Raw genomic sequence first — 18026 nt, forward strand, 5'->3', positions numbered from 1 at the left:
ACGAGCGGCCGGGCCGAGGCGGGGCCCGGCCGGCGGAGGCTCCCGCCGCGCCGGGTAGGCCGCCGGCGACCGGGCAGTCAGGCGCTCTGCGCCCGCACGATACCGCAGCGGGCGAGCTGACGGTCGGAGAAACACCTGGTCAGAGGCCCGTCAGGCAGGGTCGAGGGCCTTGTGACGGTCGCCGCGACGCGCCCCCGAGCCCGGCGTCAGCGGCGTCAGGTGTGGGCGCGCCGGTCGCCCACACACAGCGCCCAGATGATGACGATGTCGATGGCCAGAAGCGTGAGGGCCCAGAACGGGTAGTGCGGGATCCAGAGGAAATTCGCGACCGCGCCGAGGCCCGCCAGGATCACCGCGACGATACGTGCCCAGGTCGCGCCCTTGAAGAGCGAGAGGCCGGCCAGCAGGATGACGATGCCCAGGATCAGATGGGCCCATCCCCAGCCGATGACGTCGAAGCTGAAGAGATAGTGCCGGGTGGTGAAGAAAATCCGGTCGTTGGCGATGGCGGAAATGCCCGCGAGAATCGTCATGGCGCCACCGAATACCAGCAGCACCGCGGCAAACCTCGTCCACCCGGTGACGGATTTACTTTTGGTCATGGCTCGCCTCGTTGCGGAAGAGTAGCTACTGACCGGCCACCTGCCGGGGTGCGCTGAACCCCTCCAAGGTTCCACGGGTATGTTCCCGGCGCATCCCACCGCCGGGTCCGACCATTTGACCGCACCGGAGCAGAGAAGGCCGCGCAATAGAGAAGGCCGCGCTGTCCCGCCCCGGCCGGCTCCGGGAAATCGGCATACGGCCATCCGGCCGTTCGGGGGACCCGTCACTCTCGCCGAGTGTCCCGGTTCTCCGGGCCCAGAGGCCCTTTCCCCAGGTCCGCCCCTCCACCAAAATGCGGGCGGCTGCGCGGGGCGGTGCAATGGAGACCGTGGGCCGCGGATCTGGCCCGATGCGCCCAAAGCCGTACCCCAGGGCAGGGCGCGAGCCGGAGAGTGAGCGAGGTGTCCCCGTGAGTGATCAGGACTACGAGCAGGAGAGGCAAGGCGGCGGGACCGATGCCGGACCGCCTGACACGGATCCCCCCGACGACATGAGCCTCAAGATCGCCCAGCTGAAGAAGCTGACCGAGCTGAAGGCTCAAGGAGCGCTCACCGACGCCGAATTCGAGGCGGAGAAGCGGAAGCTCCTGGAATCCTGACGCCCTGCGGAGCCCCCGTGGACCCGTAGCCTTAGCGCTCGCCCTACCCCGAACCTGCCCAGCTGTCACACCGGCCGGAAACTCTGGCTGGACCATGCCAGTCTGCCGAGTGACGTGCACATGGCGCATATACGATCGGATGTCCCCCTACGGGAAGGCCATCCCCCATGAAGAAGACATCCGGTCGCAGAACCAGCTGGCTCCTGCTGCTCGCCCTGGGCGGCCTGGCGGCGTTAAGCGTGCCGACCGCGAGTGCAGCCACGCGCATACCGCGCACCTCCGAGGACGCAGGACGCGCACGAGGATGCGTCATGGTGTACTTCGACCTCGGCGAGACGCTGGTGCACACGGCCGAGGACGAGAGCGTGCGGTACATGCCGGGAGCCGCCGAGCATCTGCGTGCGCTGCGTGCCCGCCGCATTCCGGTCGGCCTGATCACCAACGTGCCGCCCTCGTGGGGCGCCACGGACGCGGCGCGTGCGGCGAAGCTGAAGGAAGTGATCGACAAGGACTGGGCCGACACCCGCCCGTTCGCCTGGTCCGACTTCGGGGACCGGATCTTCACCCCGCGGACCGAGGCGGAGCGAAAGCCCGCGCCCGCGCTGTGGGAACGCGCCAAAAAAGCCGCGGGCCGCTGCCGGGTGGTGTACCAGGCGGAGACGCCGGACGAGATCCAGGTCGGCAGGTCCGTCGGGTACCTCGCCTACCAGGCGGCCCGACCCCACTGGCCGGCGTACCTGCCGGTGCGGTTGATCGCCGCACTGGCTCATCTGCCCTACCCGAACGCGGGCTCTGCCAGGGAGCATTGAGCCCCGCGGCCCCGTTCGGTCCGTCAGACAGCCGAGCGGGGCCGCCGGTTCACCACGTCGTGGCCGCGGGCCCGCAACTCCCCGTCCAGCAGATGCCCGTGCCATGAGTCACAGGCGCCGCCCGGGATCAACGCAAAGGTCGTCACCGCACGCACCCTGCCACCCGTCGGACCTGCGCCGGACTCATTCGTCCTGGGTCGCCCCCCGGCAGACCGTGCACACGATGCGGCGGGCCATCGCCGGCGCGGTGGTCTTACCGACACCGTGCACCCGCACCACGGTCTGCGGGGCGGAGACGGCATGCTGCTCGCACAGGGCGGCACCGCAGTTCCGGCAGATCGCCACCGCGGCGGCGTCTGCGTCCGGCACACAGTCATAGCAGTTCATGACACATTCCGATCTCGTGGGATGGGCCGGCGCGGGCCCCAGCCGCAATGTACGTCGCGGTGCAGGACGGGAGCGGGAAGAACGGTGCCGGGTCGGGCGGACTCACCTGGCCGCCCCAAGAAGGACGTCCCACGAGACGCTCAGGACACGAGTCGGCGGACGACTCGGGAGACAGGTCACGAGAAGCCTCAGGGGTCGAGTCAGGGGACGGCTGACGAGACGGGCTGACGAGACGGCTGACGAGAAGAACACGGGTCGGCCGGCCCGGTGACGGGGTGCCAGACGCCGAGCTGCCCTGAGCAGCTAGCTCAGGGCAGCCGGAGACGGAAGGGGAAACGGGACAGCCAGACAGGCAGGGCGCCGTCAGTCCACCGGCTCATGCGGGATGGGCTGGTCGGGGTGGACGCCCGCGCCCTGGGGGCCGCCGGCTCGCCCGGTGCCGGCCTGGTCGGTGTCGGGGATCGTTTCGTCGGGGCCGTCGGTCTCGTGCTCCGACAGTTCGGGGTCCCACGGGTCGGGGACCGAGCTGTCGGCATCGGCCTGCTGGCTCGGCAGATCGTGCGGCAGCGGGGAGTTGTCTTCGCCGGTCGGGTCGTTGCGGGGCATCAGTCGCCGTGCCTCCTCGATGGGTGGATCCGGTGTCCTGGCCCGGTACCCGGCTTCCGCCTCGTCATGCTCGGCTGCCGACACGGTTCGGGAGGCCGCCCGTCACCCGCCGCACGGCTTTCCCGCCATGAGGCCCCGCAGCTGACGGTGCGTCCACAGAAGGTGTAGCGGAGATCGTCTTCTGTACGGGGGAGATAAGGAAGCAGCCGCTACCGTCTGGTAACAACCGGAGCCGGGCGGCTGGTCAGCGCCCGGCTCCCCCCGTCACCGTAAGAAGGAAAGCTCTTGGCTCCTCACCGTCTCCGACGCCTGATACCGGCGTCCGTCGCCCTGACGACCGTGTGCGCGGCGCTACCGGCCTCATCGGCGTACGCGGCGGACACCCCGCCCACCCCTCACCTGGACTCCATCGAGCGGTCGCTGCGCGAAACCTCGCCCGGCCTCGAGGGTTCGGTGTGGCAACGCACCAACGGCAACCGGCTGGACGCCCCGGGGGACGACCCCTCCGGCTGGCTGCTGCAGACCCCTGGCTGCTGGGGCGACCCGGCCTGCAAGGACCGCACGGGATCCCGGCGGCTGCTCGACAAGATGACCCGCAACATCGCCGCCGCGCAGCGCACCGTGGACATCTCCTCGCTGGCGCCCTTTCCCAACGGCGGGTTCGAGGACGCCATCGTCGCCGGCCTCAAGGCGTCCGTCGCGGCGGGGCACTCTCCCCGGGTGCGCATCCTGGTCGGCGCCGCACCGCTCTATCACCTCAATGTGGTCCCCTCCCGCTACCGGGACGAACTGATCGGCAAGCTCGGCGCGGCGGCCAAGAACGTCACGCTGAACGTCGCGTCGATGACCACGTCGAAGACGTCCCTCTCCTGGAACCACTCCAAGCTCTTGGTGGTCGACGGGACGACGGCCGTCACGGGCGGGATCAACGGCTGGAAGGACGACTACCTCGACACCGCCCACCCGGTGTCGGATGTGGACATGGCGCTCACCGGGCCGGCCGCCCGCTCCGCGGGGAAGTGCCTCGACACGCTGTGGGGCTGGACCTGCCAGAATTCGTCCCACCCGGCCAAGGTCTGGCTCGCCACGTCGAACGGCGCGTCCTGCATGCCGTCGCTGGAGAAGGACGAGGACTCCGCCCCCGCCGCGCCCGCCGGCGACGTGCCGGTCCTCGCGGTCGGCGGTCTCGGCGTGGGCATCAAGGAATCCGACCCCTCCTCGGGGTACCACCCGGACTTGCCCACGGCCCCGGACACCAAGTGCACCGTGGGGCTGCACGACAACACCAACGCCGACCGCGACTACGACACGGTCAACCCCGAGGAGAACGCGCTGCGTTCACTCATTGCGAGCGCGCGCAGCCACGTCGAGATCTCGCAGCAGGACCTGAACGCCACCTGCCCGCCGTTGCCGCGCTATGACATCCGGACCTATGACACGCTCGCGGCCAAGCTGGCCGCCGGGGTGAAGGTCCGCATCGTCGTCAGCGATCCCGCCAACCGCGGCGCCGTCGGCAGCGGGGGCTACTCGCAGATCAAGTCCCTGGACGAGATCAGCGACACCCTCCGCAAGCGTCTCCTGGCGCGCACCGGCGACAACGAGAAGGCGTCGCGGGCGATGTGCAGCAATCTGCAACTCGCCTCGTTCCGCAGCTCCGACAGTCGCACCTGGGGCGACGGCAAGCCGTACGCGCTGCACCACAAGCTGGTCTCGGTGGACGACTCGGCGTTCTACATCGGTTCCAAGAACCTCTACCCGGCCTGGCTGCAGGACTTCGGCTACATCGTCGAGAGCCCGGCCGCGGCGCAGCAGCTCAAGACCGAGCTGCTCGACCCGGAGTGGAAGTACTCCCAGCGTGCGGCGACGACCCCGGCCGGCTGCTCCGGCTCCGCGGGCTGACCGAACGGATCCCGGGCAGGAGCGGCCGCACCCGCTCCTGCCCGGACGACGCGACCCCAGTGGCCGGAAGCCGCAATGAGGTCCACACCGGAACCGACACCATAAACAGCAAGAGAAACGGCGCCGACGGCGAATTGCCCGCAGTTCCGACATTGCGTCACCCGCACAAGCGCCACTGACGCCGACCCGAATTCCACGGTTCCGTGACATCCGTCATAGCGCGTTCACACCCTTACTAAGCCGAGTAGTAGAAAGCCCCTGACGACATAAGAGATTTGTCCGTCTTGGCCTATGCATATCTCGCACCGGGTGCGACGGCATTCGACCCGCGCGGGATATGCGCCCGCGTATCGCATCCATAACGACTTCTGACGGGACAACAGGAATTCCCGGTGGCGCCGGGGGCCGGACCAGCACGCCCGCATACCTGTGGCAAGAGTCGTCAGGCACTACGAAGCGCGGTAGTACGTGCCCTTTGTTGCCTTGCGTACACGGCTTCCCAAGAATGCGAACCGCACGGCGTCTCCGCAGTTCAGGCGCGGGATTGCGCCGAGCTCGCCCGCGTCAGGAGGGCGCCCCGCAATTACCGAGTGAGGTCACGCATGACGAAACATCGCAGAACGCGGCGCTACCGGAAGATAACCGTCGCCGCATTCGCCATCGGCGCCGTGGCTGTGCCCTCCGCGGCCATGGCCTGTTGGAACGAGCCCGGGCAAGCGGGCGGCCGGCACCACGGTCACTGGCAGAGTGCGGGCTACCACCATCACTGGTCGGGGAAGCACGACTGGAGCGGCAAGCCGACCGCGGGCGCCTCGAAGGCGGCCGCCCCCTCCCCGAGCGCTTCGGCATCCAGCGCCCCGGCGTCCGGAGCCACGGCCCAGGTGGTGAAACTCGTCAATGCCGAGCGCAGCAAGGCCGGATGCTCCCCGCTGACCGTGAACGCAAAGCTGACCAAGGCCGCTCAGGACCACAGCCAGGACATGGCCGACCACAAGAACATGTCCCACACGGGTTCCGACGGCTCGTCTCCGGGCGACCGGATCACCAAGGCCGGTTACCAGTGGAGCGCCTACGGCGAGAACGTCGCCTACGGCTACAGCTCCCCCGAGAGCGTGATGCAGGGCTGGATGACCAGCCCCGGCCACAAGCGCAACATCCTCGACTGCTCCTTCAAGGAGATCGGCGTCGGCCACGCCCAGCCCGGCGACTACTGGACGCAGGACTTCGGCGCGGCCCAGTAACGGGCTCGGGGAATCCGGCCGGCACTCCCCGGCCTCGTCCCCCGCCGCGGTCCGTCCGCTGAACCCGCACGGTGCACGAGAGACCCCCGACCGGATTCCGGCCGGGGGTCTCTGCCGTGCTCGGGGGCGCAGAGCCGACGTGAGCCGGCGTAGTTTTCCCACGTTTTTGCCGTCCCGCCGTGGTGGTTTTTCGCCGTTGCTCCCCCAGCTAACGCTGGGAGGTACCCCCAGCGGCGGGCGTGGTTTGTCGGGAGCGGTGCCGCTCCTCCGGACTTCGTCCTGCGGCGCGGCCCCTCCCGTGGGTGGGGGAGGAAACAGGCCGGTGGGGGTGCTTGTAGGTGGTCCGGTGTGCCTCGTCGGTCGCAGGAATTGGCTACGGCGGCCGGGCATCCAGGATCAGGCGCCCGCACCTGCGGCCGCTGCTCCCGGAGCCAGGGCGTGTCGCCCTAGAGCAGATCAGCAGCCGAGTCCGCCAGGCGCCGTCGCGCCGCACGGGCCGCCGGCAGAGCCGCGGCCGCTCCGGCGATCACCACCGCGACGGCGATGACCAGCAGTAGAACAGCGACGGCGGGGCGCTGGGCGATACCGGTCCCCCAACCGCTGGTGCTGCCCTGGAGATTGATGAGCCACTGGGAGACGAGGACGCCCAGTCCCGTACCGGCCAGTGCGGCGGCCAGGGTGACGAAGGCGGTGGCGGAGACGATGACGGCGGTGATCTGACGGGGAGTCAGGCCGACGGCCCGGAGGGCGAGCAGATCGCGGCTGCGGTCACGGACGCCGGCACCGACCGTGGTCGCCAGTTCCGCCAGTCCGATCAGGATCAGGACGGCGATCAAGCCGACGGCGACGGCGCGGACCACCGACAGCTGGTCGGCGGGGTTGGGTGCCTCCCGTACTTCGAGCCGGCCGGCGGACGCCTTGGTCAGGGCGTCCCGCACGGCGCCGGCGTCGGCGCCGTGGTGCAGGACCAGGTTGTAGAAGTCCGGGTGGGACGGGCCCGCCGGGGGCGCGCCGTCGCCGGTCGCACCGTCGCGCAAGGTGTCCAGGGACGTGGAGACGACCCGGCCGCCGTCGGCCGTTTCGATGTTGCGGCCGACGATGTGCAGGACGTACGGGCGGCCGGCGACGGTCATCCGGACCCAGTCGCCGACATGGGCGTCCAGGAGATCCAGCAGTCCCTGTCCGGCGACCGCTTCGTCGGGGCCGTGGGCGGCGCGCCCCTCCACGACGGCGAAGGGGTAGGGCCGGGTATCCGTACCGAGCCCCCGCAGGGTGATGGTCCCGGTCTGCCCTGGTACGAGGGCCTGGACCTCGGCACCGGGGTAGGCGGTCAGCTGTGGCCGGGAGGAGAGGAGTCGGTGCAGCTCCTGGTCGCCGAGGCTGTCGGAGCGCGCGGTGAGGGCCGCGGGCAGACCGACGTGCTCGGGGTGCGAGGAGAAGCGGTCCAGGGTGGTCCAGGCGCCCAGCGCCACGGTGATGAGCAGCAGCGGGACGGCCAGCCGTGCCACGGCCGCCGACGAGCGCAGCGGATGGTGGAAGGCGCTCCGCCAGCCGAGCACCAGGGCCGGGGGGACGCGCAGGCCGAGCGCCCGCCGGGTGAGGCCGGGACCCCGGCTTCCGGTGACCGCGGCGGCGCGGGCGACGGGCACCGGCGGCACCCGCCCGGCCCGCCATGCGGCCAGACAGGTCGCCGAGCCGATGAAGACCACCACACCGCCGGAGATCACGAAGGACAGCCAGGTGTGCCCGGGAAGCTGCTGCCACACGGCCCGCGCCTCCCCGATCCGGCCGGGCATCAGACCGCCGAGCACCTGGGTGCCCAGTGCCCCGAGGGCGACGCCCAGCAGGGCGAAGAGGAGGTGCAGGGCGAGGAACATCCGGACCACCTGGCCGGGTGTGAACCCGATGGCCTTGAGGATCGAGATGTCCCGGAGGTGCCCGCGGATCCGGGTGCTGATGGCGCCGCCCACCGCCAGGGCGGCGGCGAGCAGCGCGCCGAGTCCGAATCCGCCGAGCAGCCGGCCGAGGAGCTGGTTGTCGCCTTCGGCTTCGGCTCTGGCCTGCCGCCAGGTGGAGACATCGGTGATCTGGTCGGCGCCGAGCTGGGTGACGGCCCGCTGGACCACGTAATCGGTGTCCGCGGGGTCGGCCAGCCGGAGCCCGATGGTGCGGCCGCGCTGATCCTGGCCCGCCGTCGAGGCCGCGAGAGTCCCGGGGAGCACCCAGGCCACCCCCGGGGACTCACCGGCCCGGAAGCTGACCTCGGCGGTGTCCGCGACGCCCACCACGCGCAGATGTGCCCGGAAGCCGCTCAATACGAGGGAGTCCCCGGGCTTGGCCCACATCGCCCGGGCCACCGAGCTGTCCAGGACAATGCCCTTGGCGGCGCCCGCGTCGGACGCCGGGTCGAGCCAGCGGCCGGCGACGACCCGGGGCGCCGCGGTGGCGGGGCGCCGGTCGGTGCCGCGCAGCTCCAGCGTCGCCTTGGCCCCGCCGGGCTGAAGACTCGCGGAGGTGCGCACCGTACGGAAGGGGCCGGAGGTGGCACGTACCTCGTCCAGGCCGGCGAGCGAGCCGGCGGGGGCGCCGGCCTGGGTGTGGATCCAGACGTGGGCGCCGGAGGACTGGGTGAAGACCCGCTGCCAGGGGTCGGTCGCGTACGCGAAGAGGGTGGTGGCCAGCAGCAGCGACATGGTGATGCCGGCGGTGGCCAGCACGATGAGCACCGCCGCGGGGCGGTGTGCCCGCAGATGCGCCTGGGTCCAGCGGGCCGCTGCTCGCACGCCGGTCAGCCCTTGAGCTTGAGGACGTCGGCGACCCCGGCCTCGGGGCGGTGCCGGCCGCCGCCGAGGTGCGCGTCGTCGACCACCTGGCCGTCGAAGAAGCTGATCACCCGGTCCGCGGCGCTGGCCATCCTGGCGTCATGGGTGACCAGCAGGATGGTCTGTCCGCGCTGGTGGAAGCGGGCGAGCAGCCGCAGCACCTCCCTGGTGCCCTTGCTGTCGAGGCTGCCGGCGGGCTCGTCGGCCAGCAGCAGGGTGGGGGTGTTGACCAGGGCGCGGGCCAGGGCGACCCGCTGCTGTTCGCCGCCGGACAGCTCGCCCGGTGCGCTGTTCTCCTTGCCGGTCAGGCCCAGCTCGTCGAGCAGCTCGCCGCGGGCGGCCCGGGCCTGCCGGGGGGACCGGCCGGCCAGCAGCGCGGGGAGCTCCACGTTGTCGGCGACGGAGAGGTTGGAGACCAGGTTGAAGAACTGGAAGACGATGCCGATGTGGTTGCGGCGCAGCTCGGCCCAGCGCGCCTCGCGGTAGCCGTCGACCTGGCGGCCGTCGAGCCAGAGCGAGCCGCTGTCGGGGCGGTCCAGGCCGCCGAGGAGATGCAGGAGAGTGGATTTGCCGGCGCCCGAGGGGCCGGTGACGGCGACGAATTCCCCGCGTGCGACGGTCAGGTCGACGCCCCGTACGGCGTGCACGGGGGCGGCGCCCTCCGGCCGGTAGGTCTTGACCAGGCCGGCTGCCCGGACTATCGGGCCGGACGGCTCGTCCGGGTTCATTCCAACTCCTCTTGACAGCGCTCCAGCCAGTCGAGATCCGCCTGTAGATGCAGCATCGCGCCCTCTATCAACAGCTGCGCGACCCGGTTCTCCCGGTCCTCGCCCGCGGCGAGTTTCGACAGGTCACGCATGGTGTTGAGGTAGTGGCGGCGCTGCTTGTTGATCAGGGAGATCTGGTTGGCGGTCCCGGTGAGGGGGGCCAGGGCGAGCTTCATGAAGAACTCGTCCCGAACCCGGGGTTCGGCGGTGGACTCCTCGAACCAGGCGTCCACGGTCTCGCGGCCCGCCGCGGTGATCCGGTAGATGCGCTTGTTCGGGCGGTCCGACTGCTCGACGTCCTCTCCCTCGATCAGGCCCGCCTTCTCCAGCCTGCCCAGGGTGACGTAAATCTGGCCGACATTTGGCTGAGGGTATGCCGCGCCCAGAAGGTTCTCAAGGGCTTGTTTGAGTTCATAGCCGTGCGCGGGTCCGCCGACCAGCAGAGCCAGGAGTGGCAGCCGCACGCTCTCCCTCTCCCTCTCCGCCCTACATGCCTGTCATCTGGGCTCGTCCCACTGTGAGCCGGGTCGCTTTCGCATCTTCCTGCAGCATCTAGTATCCCGCATGGCTAACAGGTATACATGGGGCGGGCTGTCGGTCCGTGTCCCCTCGACGCCTGGTGTGAGGAGGAGCCCATGCGGTGGAAGCATGCCGCGGGACGGGCCCTGCTCATCTGCTGCCTGTTGTTCGCGGGCAGTCACGGAGCCCGGGCCGGTGAGCCGGCGGGCGACTCGGACGGGCGCGGCCCCCTCACTCTGGTGACGGGCGGCGATCTCACGGGCTATCTGCGAGGCGTCCTCGACGGCTGGAACGACCGGCACCCGCGCGAGAAGGTGACCCTGGTCGAACTTCCGGACGCGGCCGACGAGGTGCGGGCCCAGATGGTCACCGAGCTGCGCTCGCACAGCGACCGCTTCGATGTGCTCAACATCGATGTGGCCTGGACGTCGGAGTTCGCGGCCGCGGGCTGGATCAAGCCGATGGACGGCGCGCAGTTCCCGCTCCGGCATTTCCTGCCTCCCGTGGTGGACACCGCCACCTTCCGCGGTCGGCTCTATGCGGTCCCGTACGTGACCAATGCCGGACTGCTCTACTACCGCAAGGACGTGCTCGACCGGGAGGGGGCGCGGCCGCCGCGCACCTGGGCCGAGTTGGCACGTCTGGCGAAGACGGTCGCGCCCAAGTACGGGCTGGACGGCTATGCGGGCCAGTTCCTGCCGTACGAGGGGCTGACCGCCAATGTCGTCGAGGCCGTGCAGTCGGCGGGCGGCACGGTGCTCGCGGGCGAAGGCAGGCGCGTGACGGTGGACTCCCCCGCGGCCCGCCGGGGTCTGTCGTTCCTGCTGGACGGGGTGCGCGAGGGCTGGATCCCGCAGCGGGCGCTGTCCTACAAGGAGGAGGAGTCCCGCAAGGCCTTCCAGGACGGCCGGCTGTTGTTCCTGCGCAACTGGCCGTACGCGTATGCGCTGGGCAACGCCCCCTCCTCCAAGGTGGCGGGGAAGTTCGGCGCGGTGCCGCTGCCGGGGCCCGACGGGCCGGGTTCCAGCGCGCTGGGCGGCTCCAATCTGGCGGTCAATGCGCACTCCCGGCATCAGAAGACGGCCGCCGAGCTGATCTCCTATCTGACGTCCGAGCCCGTCCAGCGCCAAGTGCTGACCAAGGGCGCGCTGCCTCCGGTGTGGGCCGACCTGTACAGGGATCCGGAGCTGGTGCGGCGCTTCCCGTATCTCCCGACGCTCCAGCGTGCGGTGCTGGCGGCCAAGCCGCGTCTGAAGAGCCCGCAGTACGACCAGGTGAGCCTGGCGGTGCAGGCGGTCATGCATGATGCGCTGCTCCATCGGCGGAGCACCTCGGCCACCGTCGCGCGGCTGACGCGCGAGCTGGGCGCGATCGTCGACCGCGGCTGACCTCTCGGAGTCACCGCCTCCGCTTGTACGTACTTGTTAGGTACAGGCTGACATCTCAATTCCCCACAAATTCGGGCATCTCGCAGCGAGTTTCGTCTATTTCGTTGACATCGAAAAGTCATGCCTACTTAACATGCATGCATAACAGCGAAACGCAGCCGCACGGCATGCCCAGGCAAGAACGGGATCACGGCAGATGCTCATAGCCACGGCAGGGAACGGCTCCTCGGCCGACTCCACGCCCTCCCCCTCGCTCCACGGTCCGGCTTCTGCCGCACCCTCGGCCGTCCCCGCGGCCGGGTCCGGGGACACCGCCCAGCACTGGTGGCGCGATGCGGTGATCTACCAGGTCTACGTCCGCAGCTTCCTCGACACCACCGGCGACGGGATCGGCGATCTGGCCGGCGTCCGCACCGGACTGCCGTACCTCAAGAAGCTCGGGGTGGACGGCATCTGGCTCAGCCCCTTCTACCCCTCGCCGCAGCACGACCACGGCTATGACGTCGCCGACTACCGCGATGTCGACCCGGTCTACGGCGACCTCGCCGAATTCGACCTCCTGGTGGCCGACGCCCACCGGCTGGGTCTGAAGGTGCTGCTGGACATCGTCCCCAACCACTGCTCCAGCGAGCACCCGTGGTTCCGCGCCGCCCTGGCGGACGGCCCCGGCAGCGCGGCACGGTCGCTGTTCCACTTCGCCGACGGGCGCGGCCCGGACGGTGAGCTGCCGCCCAACAACTGGCGCGCGATGTTCGGCGGCCCCGCCTGGTCCCGCGTCAAGGAGGCCGGTTCCGCATCCGAGGCCGCGACGGGCCAGTGGTACCTCCACATGTTCACGCCCGAGCAGCCCGATCTGAACTGGCGCAACCCTGCCGTGGCCGCCGACTTCGAGGACGTGCTGCGCTTCTGGCTGGACCGCGGGGTCGACGGCTTCCGGATCGATGTGGCCGCGGGGCTCTTCAAGCACCCCGAGCTTCCCGACTCCCCCGACCCGGCGGCCGATGAGCGCACCCGCGACTCGGTCAACCCGCTGGCCTGGAACCAGCCCGAGGTGCACCAGGTGTGGCGCGAGTGGCGCGCACTGTGCGAGTCGTATACGGCCCGCGACGGCCGCGACCGGCTGCTGGTCGGCGAGGTCTCCGTCCGGACGCCGAGCGAGCAGGCCGCGTACGTCCGGCCCGACGAACTCCACCAGGCGTTCTTCTTCCATCTGCTGACCGCGCGCTGGGACATCGACACCTTCCGCCGGGTGATCACCGAGGCGCTGACCGATATCGCGGGCACCGGCTCCACGGTCACCTGGGTGCTCAACAACCACGACCAGGTCCGCACCGTCACCCGCTATGCGACCGAGCCCGGCGGCGGCACGGAGGGGAGCGCCGCCGGGCCCGGCGGCGGGTTGGGCCCGGAGCGCGCCAGGGCCGCCGCCCTGCTGATGCTCGCGCTGCCCGGCGCGGCGTACGTCTATCAGGGCGAGGAGCTGGGCCTGCCGGAGGTCGTCGACCTGCCGGACGAGGTCCTCACCGACCCGATCTACCACCGCACGGGCAGCCGGGAGCACATCCGCGACGGCTGCCGGGTGCCGCTGCCCTGGTCGGGCCACGCCTCACCGTTCGGCTTCACCAACGGGACCGACGCGGCCCGGCCCTGGCTGCCGCAGCCCGCCTGGTTCGCCGAGCACGCCACGGACCGGGCGCTGGCCGACACCCGCTCGTTCTGGCACCTGTACCGCGAGGGGCTGCAGCTGCGCCGCAGTCTCCCCCAACTCGGCGAAGGCACGCTGCGCTGGCTGGATTCCCCGCCCCAGGTGCTGGCGTTCGTCCGCGGCGACGGCCTGGTCTGCGCCGTCAACTTCGGCACCGAGCCGGTATCCGCCCCCGTACCGGGGCGCCCCCTTCTCGCGAGCGGCGACTGCCCGGCCGGCACGCTCCCCGGCTCCACCGCCGCCTGGTGGATGCACGCTCCCGACGCCCCATAGCCCCACCACCCCCCGTCCTCCGCAGTCCTCCCGAAGGGAACCCACCATGAGACGACCCGCAGTACGACACACCCGCATCGCCGTCTCCGGCGCGGCCGTGCTCGGCCTGGCGCTCTCCGCGACCGCATGCGGCGGCGGAGCATCCGCCGGGGGCGGCAAGCAGGAGCTCAACGGCCAGAACGTGACCGTGGCCGGCGTCTGGACCGGTGTGGAGCAGCAGAACTTCAAGAAGGTCCTGGACGCGTTCTCCCAGAAGACCGGCGCGAAGGTCAGCTTCACCTCCACCGGCGACAACGTCTCCACTGTCATCGGCAGCCAGGTCGAGGGCGGCAACGCCCCCGACGTGGTGATGGTCCCCCAGGTCGGCGTGCTCCAGCAGTTCGCCAAGAAGGGCTGGCTGGCGCCCCTGTCGCCGGCGGTCTCCGCCGCGGCCGACCAGAACTACGCCAAGGTGTGGAAGGACTACGGCACGGTCGGCAAGACCTACTACGGCCTGTACTTCAAGGCCTCGCACAAGTCGACGGTCTGGTACAGCCCGGAGGCCTACTCCCAGGCCGGGGTCAAGCCCGCGAAGACCTACGACGAGATGCTGAAGTCGGGCCGGACGCTCTCCGACTCGGGCCTGCCGGCGTTCGCCGTCGCGGGCGAGGCCGGCTGGCCGCTCACCGACTGGTTCGAGAACATCTATCTCTCCCAGGCCGGCCAGGAGAAGTACGACAAGCTCGCCGCCCACAAGATCCCGTGGACGGACCCCAGCGTGGTCAAGGCGCTCACCGCGCTCGGCAAGCTGTTCAGCGACAAGAACCTGGTGGCCGGCGGCGGATCGGGCGCGCTGCGCACCGACTTCCCCGAGTCCGTCCAGCAGGTCTTCGGCCCGAACCCGAAGGCGGCCTCGGTGTACGAGGGTGACTTCGTCAGCGCCCTGGTCACCGACGAGCTCCACAAGCAGGTCGGCAAGGACGCCAAGTTCTACCCGTTCCCGGCCGTCGACGGCGGCAAGGCGCCGGTGGTCAGCGGCGGTGACGCCGCCGTGGTGCTCAAGGCCGGCAAGAACAAGAAGGCCGGGATGGAGCTGGTGAAGTACCTGGCGAGCCCGGAGGCAGCCAGCGTCTGGGCCAAGGCCGGCGGCTACATCTCGCCCAACAAGAAGGTCCCGGCGGACGCTTACCACGACGAGGTCACCCGCAACGCCGCCCAGTCGCTGACCGACGCCGGGAACTCCGTCCGCTTCGACATGTCGGACCAGGCGCCCGCGGCCTTCGGCGGCACCCAGGGAGCCGGCGAATGGAAGCTGCTGCAGGACTTCCTGCGCGACCCCTCGGACCCCGCGGCAACCGCCAGCAAGCTTGAGGCCGCCGCGGCCAAGGCGTACGGAAAGTAAGGACCAAGGCCCGATCCATGCCTGTCACCTCTCCCGCGGTGCCGCCCGCCCAGGCGCGCGGCACCGCGCCCCACCCGCCTCGCGGCACACCCGGCAGCGCCGGTGCCGCCGCCGTGCGGCGCTCCGTCCGGCGCCGCCGGCGGATCGCCGCGATATTCCTGCTGCCCGCGCTGTTGCTGCTGGGCGCCCTCGTGGCGTACCCCATCGTGTTCTCGGTCGTCCGGAGCATGTACGACGCCTCCGGCAACACCTTCGTCGGGGCCGGCAACTACACCGCGATGTTCCAGGACCCGGCCACGCTCCGGGCCATCCGTAACAGCGCGATCTGGGTCGTCTTCGCCCCCGCGCTGCTGACCGGACTCGGCCTGGTGCTCGCCGTACTGACCGAGAAGATCCGCTGGAAGACGGCGTTCAAGCTGCTGATGTTCATGCCGATGGCGATCTCCTTCCTCGCCGCGGGCATCATCTTCCGGCTCACCTACGAGCAGGATCCGCAGCGCGGCGTGCTCAACGCGGTCGCCGTCGGCATCCATGACCAGTTCGAGGGGCAGTCCGCCTCCTTCCCGACCGCCAAGGCACGCCTCGGCGACAAGCAGCTGACCAAGGGGCATGACGGCTCCTACCGCACGGCGCACCGCACCGGCCCGGGCCACATCGCCAACCTCGGCCTGGTCGGTGTCGCACCCAAGGACATGCCGCCGACGGCACGCCCCGCCGCACCGGCCGCCAAGTCCCCCGCCGGCAGCGGCGAGGTGCGCGGTGTGGTCTACCTCGACTTCACTCCCGGCGGTGGCGGGACCACCGGCGCCGTGGACCGCGGTGAACGCGGGCTGCCGAAGCTCACCGTCGAGGCGGTCGACTCCCACGGCAAGGTGGCGGCCACGGCCACCACCGGCCCGGACGGCTCCTACCGTCTGCCGCATCTGGCTCCGGGGTCCTACGCCGTGCAGCTCCCCGCCAAGGATTTCGCCGCCCCGTACGGGGGCGTCCCCTGGCTCGGCCCGGCCCTCATCACACCCGCCATCATCGGCGCCTACATGTGGATCTGGACCGGCTTCGCGCTCGTCCTCATCGGCGCGGGGCTCTCCTCGATGCCGCGGGACGTGCTGGAGGCCGCCCGGATGGACGGCGCCAACGAGTGGCAGGTCTTCCGCAGGATCACCGTTCCGCTGCTCGGCCCGGTCCTGGGCGTGGTGTTCGTGACGATGGTGATCAACGTGATGAAGGTCTTCGACCTCGTCTACATCATCGCCCCCGGTCCCGTACAGCAGGACGCCAACGTCCTGGCCCTGCAGATGTGGCTGGTCTCCTTCGGCGGCGGCAACAACCAGGGGCTCGGCAGCGCCCTCGGCGTGCTGCTGCTCCTCCTGGTGGTCCCGGCCATGGCCCTCAACATCCGACGTTTCCGCAGGAGCCAGTCATGACCACCGCTCAGGGAACCGCCGCGCCCCGCAAGCGGGCGGCCGCAGGGCCGGCGAAGTGGCTCAGCCGCGGCGCGATCCAACTGTTCCTGCTCGTCATCGGTCTGGTCTGGCTCACCCCCGCCGCCGGGCTGTTCCTCTCCTCCCTCCGTACGGAGGAGGCGAACGCCGGCAGCGGCTGGTGGACCGCGCTCACCGCACCCAGCCAGCTCTCGCTGGACAACTACACGACGCTGCTGAAGGACTCGGGCATCGTCCAGGCGTTCTGGAACACCGTGCTGATCTCGGTGCCCACCACCCTCGCCGTCGTGGTGATCGCCGCGCTGGCCGGATACGCCTTCGCCTGGATGGATTTCCCGGGCCGCGACTGGATCTTCCTCGTGGTGGTCGCCATGCTGGTGGTGCCGGTGCAGATCGGTCTGCTGCCGGTGGCCAAGCTGTTCGGCGCACTCGGGCTGTTCGGCTCCATCCCCGGCGTCGTGCTGTTCCACACCGCCTACGGGCTGCCGTTCGCCATCTTCCTGCTGCGCAACTACTTCGCGGAGATCCCCAAGGAGATGCTGGAGGCCGCCCGGATGGACGGCGGCGGGGAGTGGCGGATCTTCTCCCAGCTGATCCTGCCGCTGGGCCGCCCCGCCATCGCCAGCCTGGCCATCTTCCAGTTCCTGTGGGTCTGGAACGACATGCTGGTCGCCCTGCTCTTCGCCGACAACGAATCGCAGCCGCTGACGGTGGCCCTGCAGTCGCAGATGAGGCAGTTCGGCAGCAACATCGGGGTGCTGGCGCCCGGCGCCTTCCTGTCCCTGATCGTGCCGCTGATCGTGTTCTTCGCCTTCCAACGGCACTTCGTGCAGGGCATCATGGCCGGTTCGGTCAAATAGCGGGCCCGGCCGCCGTTGCGTACGGGGCAGCCTCGACGCCGTGCTCGGACGGCGTCGAGGAGCGCCCGTGCGGGGGCCGCCGGATATCCGCTCGCCCCGCGGGCGGGAGCCGGTTACGTTGGCGCGATGTCTGAACTGCGCACCGAGCGGCTGATACTCCGGGAGTGGCGGGCGTCCGACCTCGCCCCCTGGGCGGCGATGAACGCCGATCCCGAAGTCCGGGCACACTTCCCCGAGGTGCTCACCCGCGAGCAGAGCGAGGTGCGTGCCGCCGCCTTCCAGGCCGATCTCGAACGGCGCGGCTGGGGGTGGTGGGCGGTCGAGGTGCGCGCGACCGGAGAGTTCATCGGCTTCACCGGACTGGATCCGGTGGAGGACGACATGCCGTTCACGGGTGTGGAGGCCGGCTGGCGGCTGACCCGTTCGGCCTGGGGACACGGTTACGCCACCGAGGCCGGCCGCGCCGCGCTGGCCGTCGGGTTCGAGACCCTCCGGCTGCCGGAGATCCTCGCCGTCACCACCGCCACCAACCTCCGCTCCCAGGCGGTGATGCGGCGCCTCGGGATGACCCGCGATCCGGCCGATGACTTCGACGATCCCGATCTGGCCGACGGCCCGCTGCGCCCGTGCGTGGTGTACCGGATCTCCGCCGCGGTCCACCGGAGCCTGGCACGGGAGCAAGCGGGAGAACGAGAGTGACCTGAGGGGCGCCGCATGCCGTCATGC

Annotated in this window: 17 protein-coding genes; 10 read left to right on the top strand and 7 right to left on the bottom strand. The window is 70.5% G+C overall.

Annotated features, from left to right (window positions below):
* Positions 1-215: 215 nt before the first annotated feature.
* Positions 216-602, bottom strand: coding sequence for a DUF7144 family membrane protein (locus tag BKA18_RS01555; protein WP_235447527.1), 387 nt, complete (start codon positions 600-602; stop codon positions 216-218).
* 410 nt (positions 603-1012) lie between these two features.
* Between BKA18_RS01555 and BKA18_RS01560 the strand changes: the two genes are divergently transcribed.
* Together BKA18_RS01560 and BKA18_RS01565 are read left to right on the top strand one after the other, a co-directional pair.
* Positions 1013-1201 carry an SHOCT domain-containing protein gene (locus BKA18_RS01560; RefSeq protein ID WP_006606988.1) on the top strand — a complete coding sequence of 63 codons (189 nt, stop codon included), beginning with the start codon at positions 1013-1015 and terminating at the stop codon, positions 1199-1201.
* 167 nt (positions 1202-1368) lie between these two features.
* Positions 1369-2010: an HAD family hydrolase gene (locus BKA18_RS01565; RefSeq protein ID WP_366043769.1), complete on the top strand. Its 642-nt coding sequence runs from the start codon at positions 1369-1371 to the stop codon at positions 2008-2010.
* Between the two features lie 23 nt (positions 2011-2033).
* Here BKA18_RS01565 and BKA18_RS01570 read toward each other — a convergent pair whose 3' ends face one another.
* The 3 genes from BKA18_RS01570 to BKA18_RS01580 all read right to left on the bottom strand — a co-directional run bounded on the left by BKA18_RS01570 (position 2034) and on the right by BKA18_RS01580 (position 3003).
* Positions 2034-2156 (bottom strand): hypothetical protein, encoded by a 123-nt coding sequence (locus BKA18_RS01570; RefSeq protein WP_366043770.1) that lies wholly within the window; start codon positions 2154-2156, stop codon positions 2034-2036.
* Positions 2157-2193: 37 nt separating this feature from the next.
* Complete coding sequence (locus tag BKA18_RS01575) at positions 2194-2397, bottom strand: DUF2180 family protein (RefSeq protein ID WP_366043771.1); 204 nt, start codon at positions 2395-2397, stop codon at positions 2194-2196.
* A gap of 363 nt (positions 2398-2760) precedes the next feature.
* Positions 2761-3003, bottom strand: coding sequence for a hypothetical protein (locus BKA18_RS01580; RefSeq protein ID WP_006606985.1), 243 nt, complete (start codon positions 3001-3003; stop codon positions 2761-2763).
* A 285-nt stretch (positions 3004-3288) separates the two neighbouring features.
* On the opposite strand from BKA18_RS01580, the gene BKA18_RS01585 reads away from it, so the two are divergent.
* Together BKA18_RS01585 and BKA18_RS01590 are read left to right on the top strand one after the other, a co-directional pair.
* Complete coding sequence (locus tag BKA18_RS01585) at positions 3289-4902, top strand: phospholipase D-like domain-containing protein (RefSeq protein ID WP_366043772.1); 1614 nt, start codon at positions 3289-3291, stop codon at positions 4900-4902.
* 602 nt (positions 4903-5504) lie between these two features.
* The gene (locus BKA18_RS01590) at positions 5505-6143 is read left to right on the top strand and encodes a CAP domain-containing protein (protein ID WP_429638100.1); all 639 of its coding nucleotides are present in this window, start codon (positions 5505-5507) and stop codon (positions 6141-6143) included.
* Positions 6144-6589: 446 nt separating this feature from the next.
* Here the strand turns inward: BKA18_RS01590 and BKA18_RS01595 are convergent, their stop codons facing one another.
* Genes BKA18_RS01595 through BKA18_RS01605 form a run of 3 tightly spaced genes read right to left on the bottom strand, consistent with a single transcriptional unit; the run spans position 6590 to position 10196 of the window.
* The gene (locus tag BKA18_RS01595; RefSeq protein ID WP_366043774.1) at positions 6590-8926 is read right to left on the bottom strand and encodes an ABC transporter permease; all 2337 of its coding nucleotides are present in this window, start codon (positions 8924-8926) and stop codon (positions 6590-6592) included.
* Between the two features lie 5 nt (positions 8927-8931).
* Positions 8932-9693, bottom strand: a complete 762-nt coding sequence (locus tag BKA18_RS01600; protein ID WP_366043775.1) for an ABC transporter ATP-binding protein — start codon at positions 9691-9693, stop codon at positions 8932-8934.
* Positions 9690-10196: a PadR family transcriptional regulator gene (locus tag BKA18_RS01605; protein ID WP_006606980.1), complete on the bottom strand. Its 507-nt coding sequence runs from the start codon at positions 10194-10196 to the stop codon at positions 9690-9692. Before BKA18_RS01605 ends, BKA18_RS01600 begins: the two co-directional genes overlap by 4 nt.
* Before the next feature lie 171 nt (positions 10197-10367).
* Between BKA18_RS01605 and BKA18_RS01610 the strand changes: the two genes are divergently transcribed.
* The 6 genes from BKA18_RS01610 to BKA18_RS01635 all read left to right on the top strand — a co-directional run bounded on the left by BKA18_RS01610 (position 10368) and on the right by BKA18_RS01635 (position 17999).
* Positions 10368-11639: an ABC transporter substrate-binding protein gene (locus tag BKA18_RS01610; protein ID WP_366043776.1), complete on the top strand. Its 1272-nt coding sequence runs from the start codon at positions 10368-10370 to the stop codon at positions 11637-11639.
* Positions 11640-11835: 196 nt separating this feature from the next.
* Positions 11836-13617, top strand: a complete 1782-nt coding sequence (locus BKA18_RS01615) for a glycoside hydrolase family 13 protein (protein WP_366043777.1) — start codon at positions 11836-11838, stop codon at positions 13615-13617.
* A gap of 46 nt (positions 13618-13663) precedes the next feature.
* Positions 13664-14998: an ABC transporter substrate-binding protein gene (locus BKA18_RS01620; RefSeq protein WP_006606977.1), complete on the top strand. Its 1335-nt coding sequence runs from the start codon at positions 13664-13666 to the stop codon at positions 14996-14998.
* Between the two features lie 17 nt (positions 14999-15015).
* A complete protein-coding gene (locus tag BKA18_RS01625) occupies positions 15016-16422 on the top strand; it encodes an ABC transporter permease (protein ID WP_366043778.1) in 1407 nt (468 codons plus the stop codon).
* Positions 16419-17300: a carbohydrate ABC transporter permease gene (locus tag BKA18_RS01630; protein ID WP_006606975.1), complete on the top strand. Its 882-nt coding sequence runs from the start codon at positions 16419-16421 to the stop codon at positions 17298-17300. The genes BKA18_RS01625 and BKA18_RS01630 overlap by 4 nt, the downstream gene beginning before the upstream one ends.
* Positions 17301-17426: 126 nt before the next feature.
* Positions 17427-17999: a GNAT family N-acetyltransferase gene (locus BKA18_RS01635; RefSeq protein WP_366043779.1), complete on the top strand. Its 573-nt coding sequence runs from the start codon at positions 17427-17429 to the stop codon at positions 17997-17999.
* The last annotated feature ends 27 nt before the right edge of the window (positions 18000-18026 follow it).

Source organism: Streptomyces auratus, from assembly GCF_050433025.1.
Taxonomy (GTDB): domain Bacteria; phylum Actinomycetota; class Actinomycetes; order Streptomycetales; family Streptomycetaceae; genus Streptomyces; species Streptomyces sioyaensis.

Bases quoted from the DNA above. Each gene is read 5' to 3' on its own strand.
- BKA18_RS01620 (WP_006606977.1), top strand. From the start codon at position 13,664: ATGAGACGACCCGCAGTACGACACACCCGCATCGCCGTCTCCGGCGCG.
- BKA18_RS01630 (WP_006606975.1), top strand. From the start codon at position 16,419: ATGACCACCGCTCAGGGAACCGCCGCGCCCCGCAAGCGGGCGGCCGCA.
- BKA18_RS01610 (WP_366043776.1), top strand. From the start codon at position 10,368: ATGCGGTGGAAGCATGCCGCGGGACGGGCCCTGCTCATCTGCTGCCTG.
- BKA18_RS01565 (WP_366043769.1), top strand. From the start codon at position 1,369: ATGAAGAAGACATCCGGTCGCAGAACCAGCTGGCTCCTGCTGCTCGCC.
- BKA18_RS01555 (WP_235447527.1), bottom strand. From the start codon at position 602: ATGACCAAAAGTAAATCCGTCACCGGGTGGACGAGGTTTGCCGCGGTG.
- BKA18_RS01575 (WP_366043771.1), bottom strand. From the start codon at position 2,397: ATGAACTGCTATGACTGTGTGCCGGACGCAGACGCCGCCGCGGTGGCG.
- BKA18_RS01615 (WP_366043777.1), top strand. From the start codon at position 11,836: ATGCTCATAGCCACGGCAGGGAACGGCTCCTCGGCCGACTCCACGCCC.
- BKA18_RS01590 (WP_429638100.1), top strand. From the start codon at position 5,505: ATGACGAAACATCGCAGAACGCGGCGCTACCGGAAGATAACCGTCGCC.
- BKA18_RS01580 (WP_006606985.1), bottom strand. From the start codon at position 3,003: ATGCCCCGCAACGACCCGACCGGCGAAGACAACTCCCCGCTGCCGCAC.
- BKA18_RS01625 (WP_366043778.1), top strand. From the start codon at position 15,016: ATGCCTGTCACCTCTCCCGCGGTGCCGCCCGCCCAGGCGCGCGGCACC.
- BKA18_RS01600 (WP_366043775.1), bottom strand. From the start codon at position 9,693: ATGAACCCGGACGAGCCGTCCGGCCCGATAGTCCGGGCAGCCGGCCTG.
- BKA18_RS01635 (WP_366043779.1), top strand. From the start codon at position 17,427: ATGTCTGAACTGCGCACCGAGCGGCTGATACTCCGGGAGTGGCGGGCG.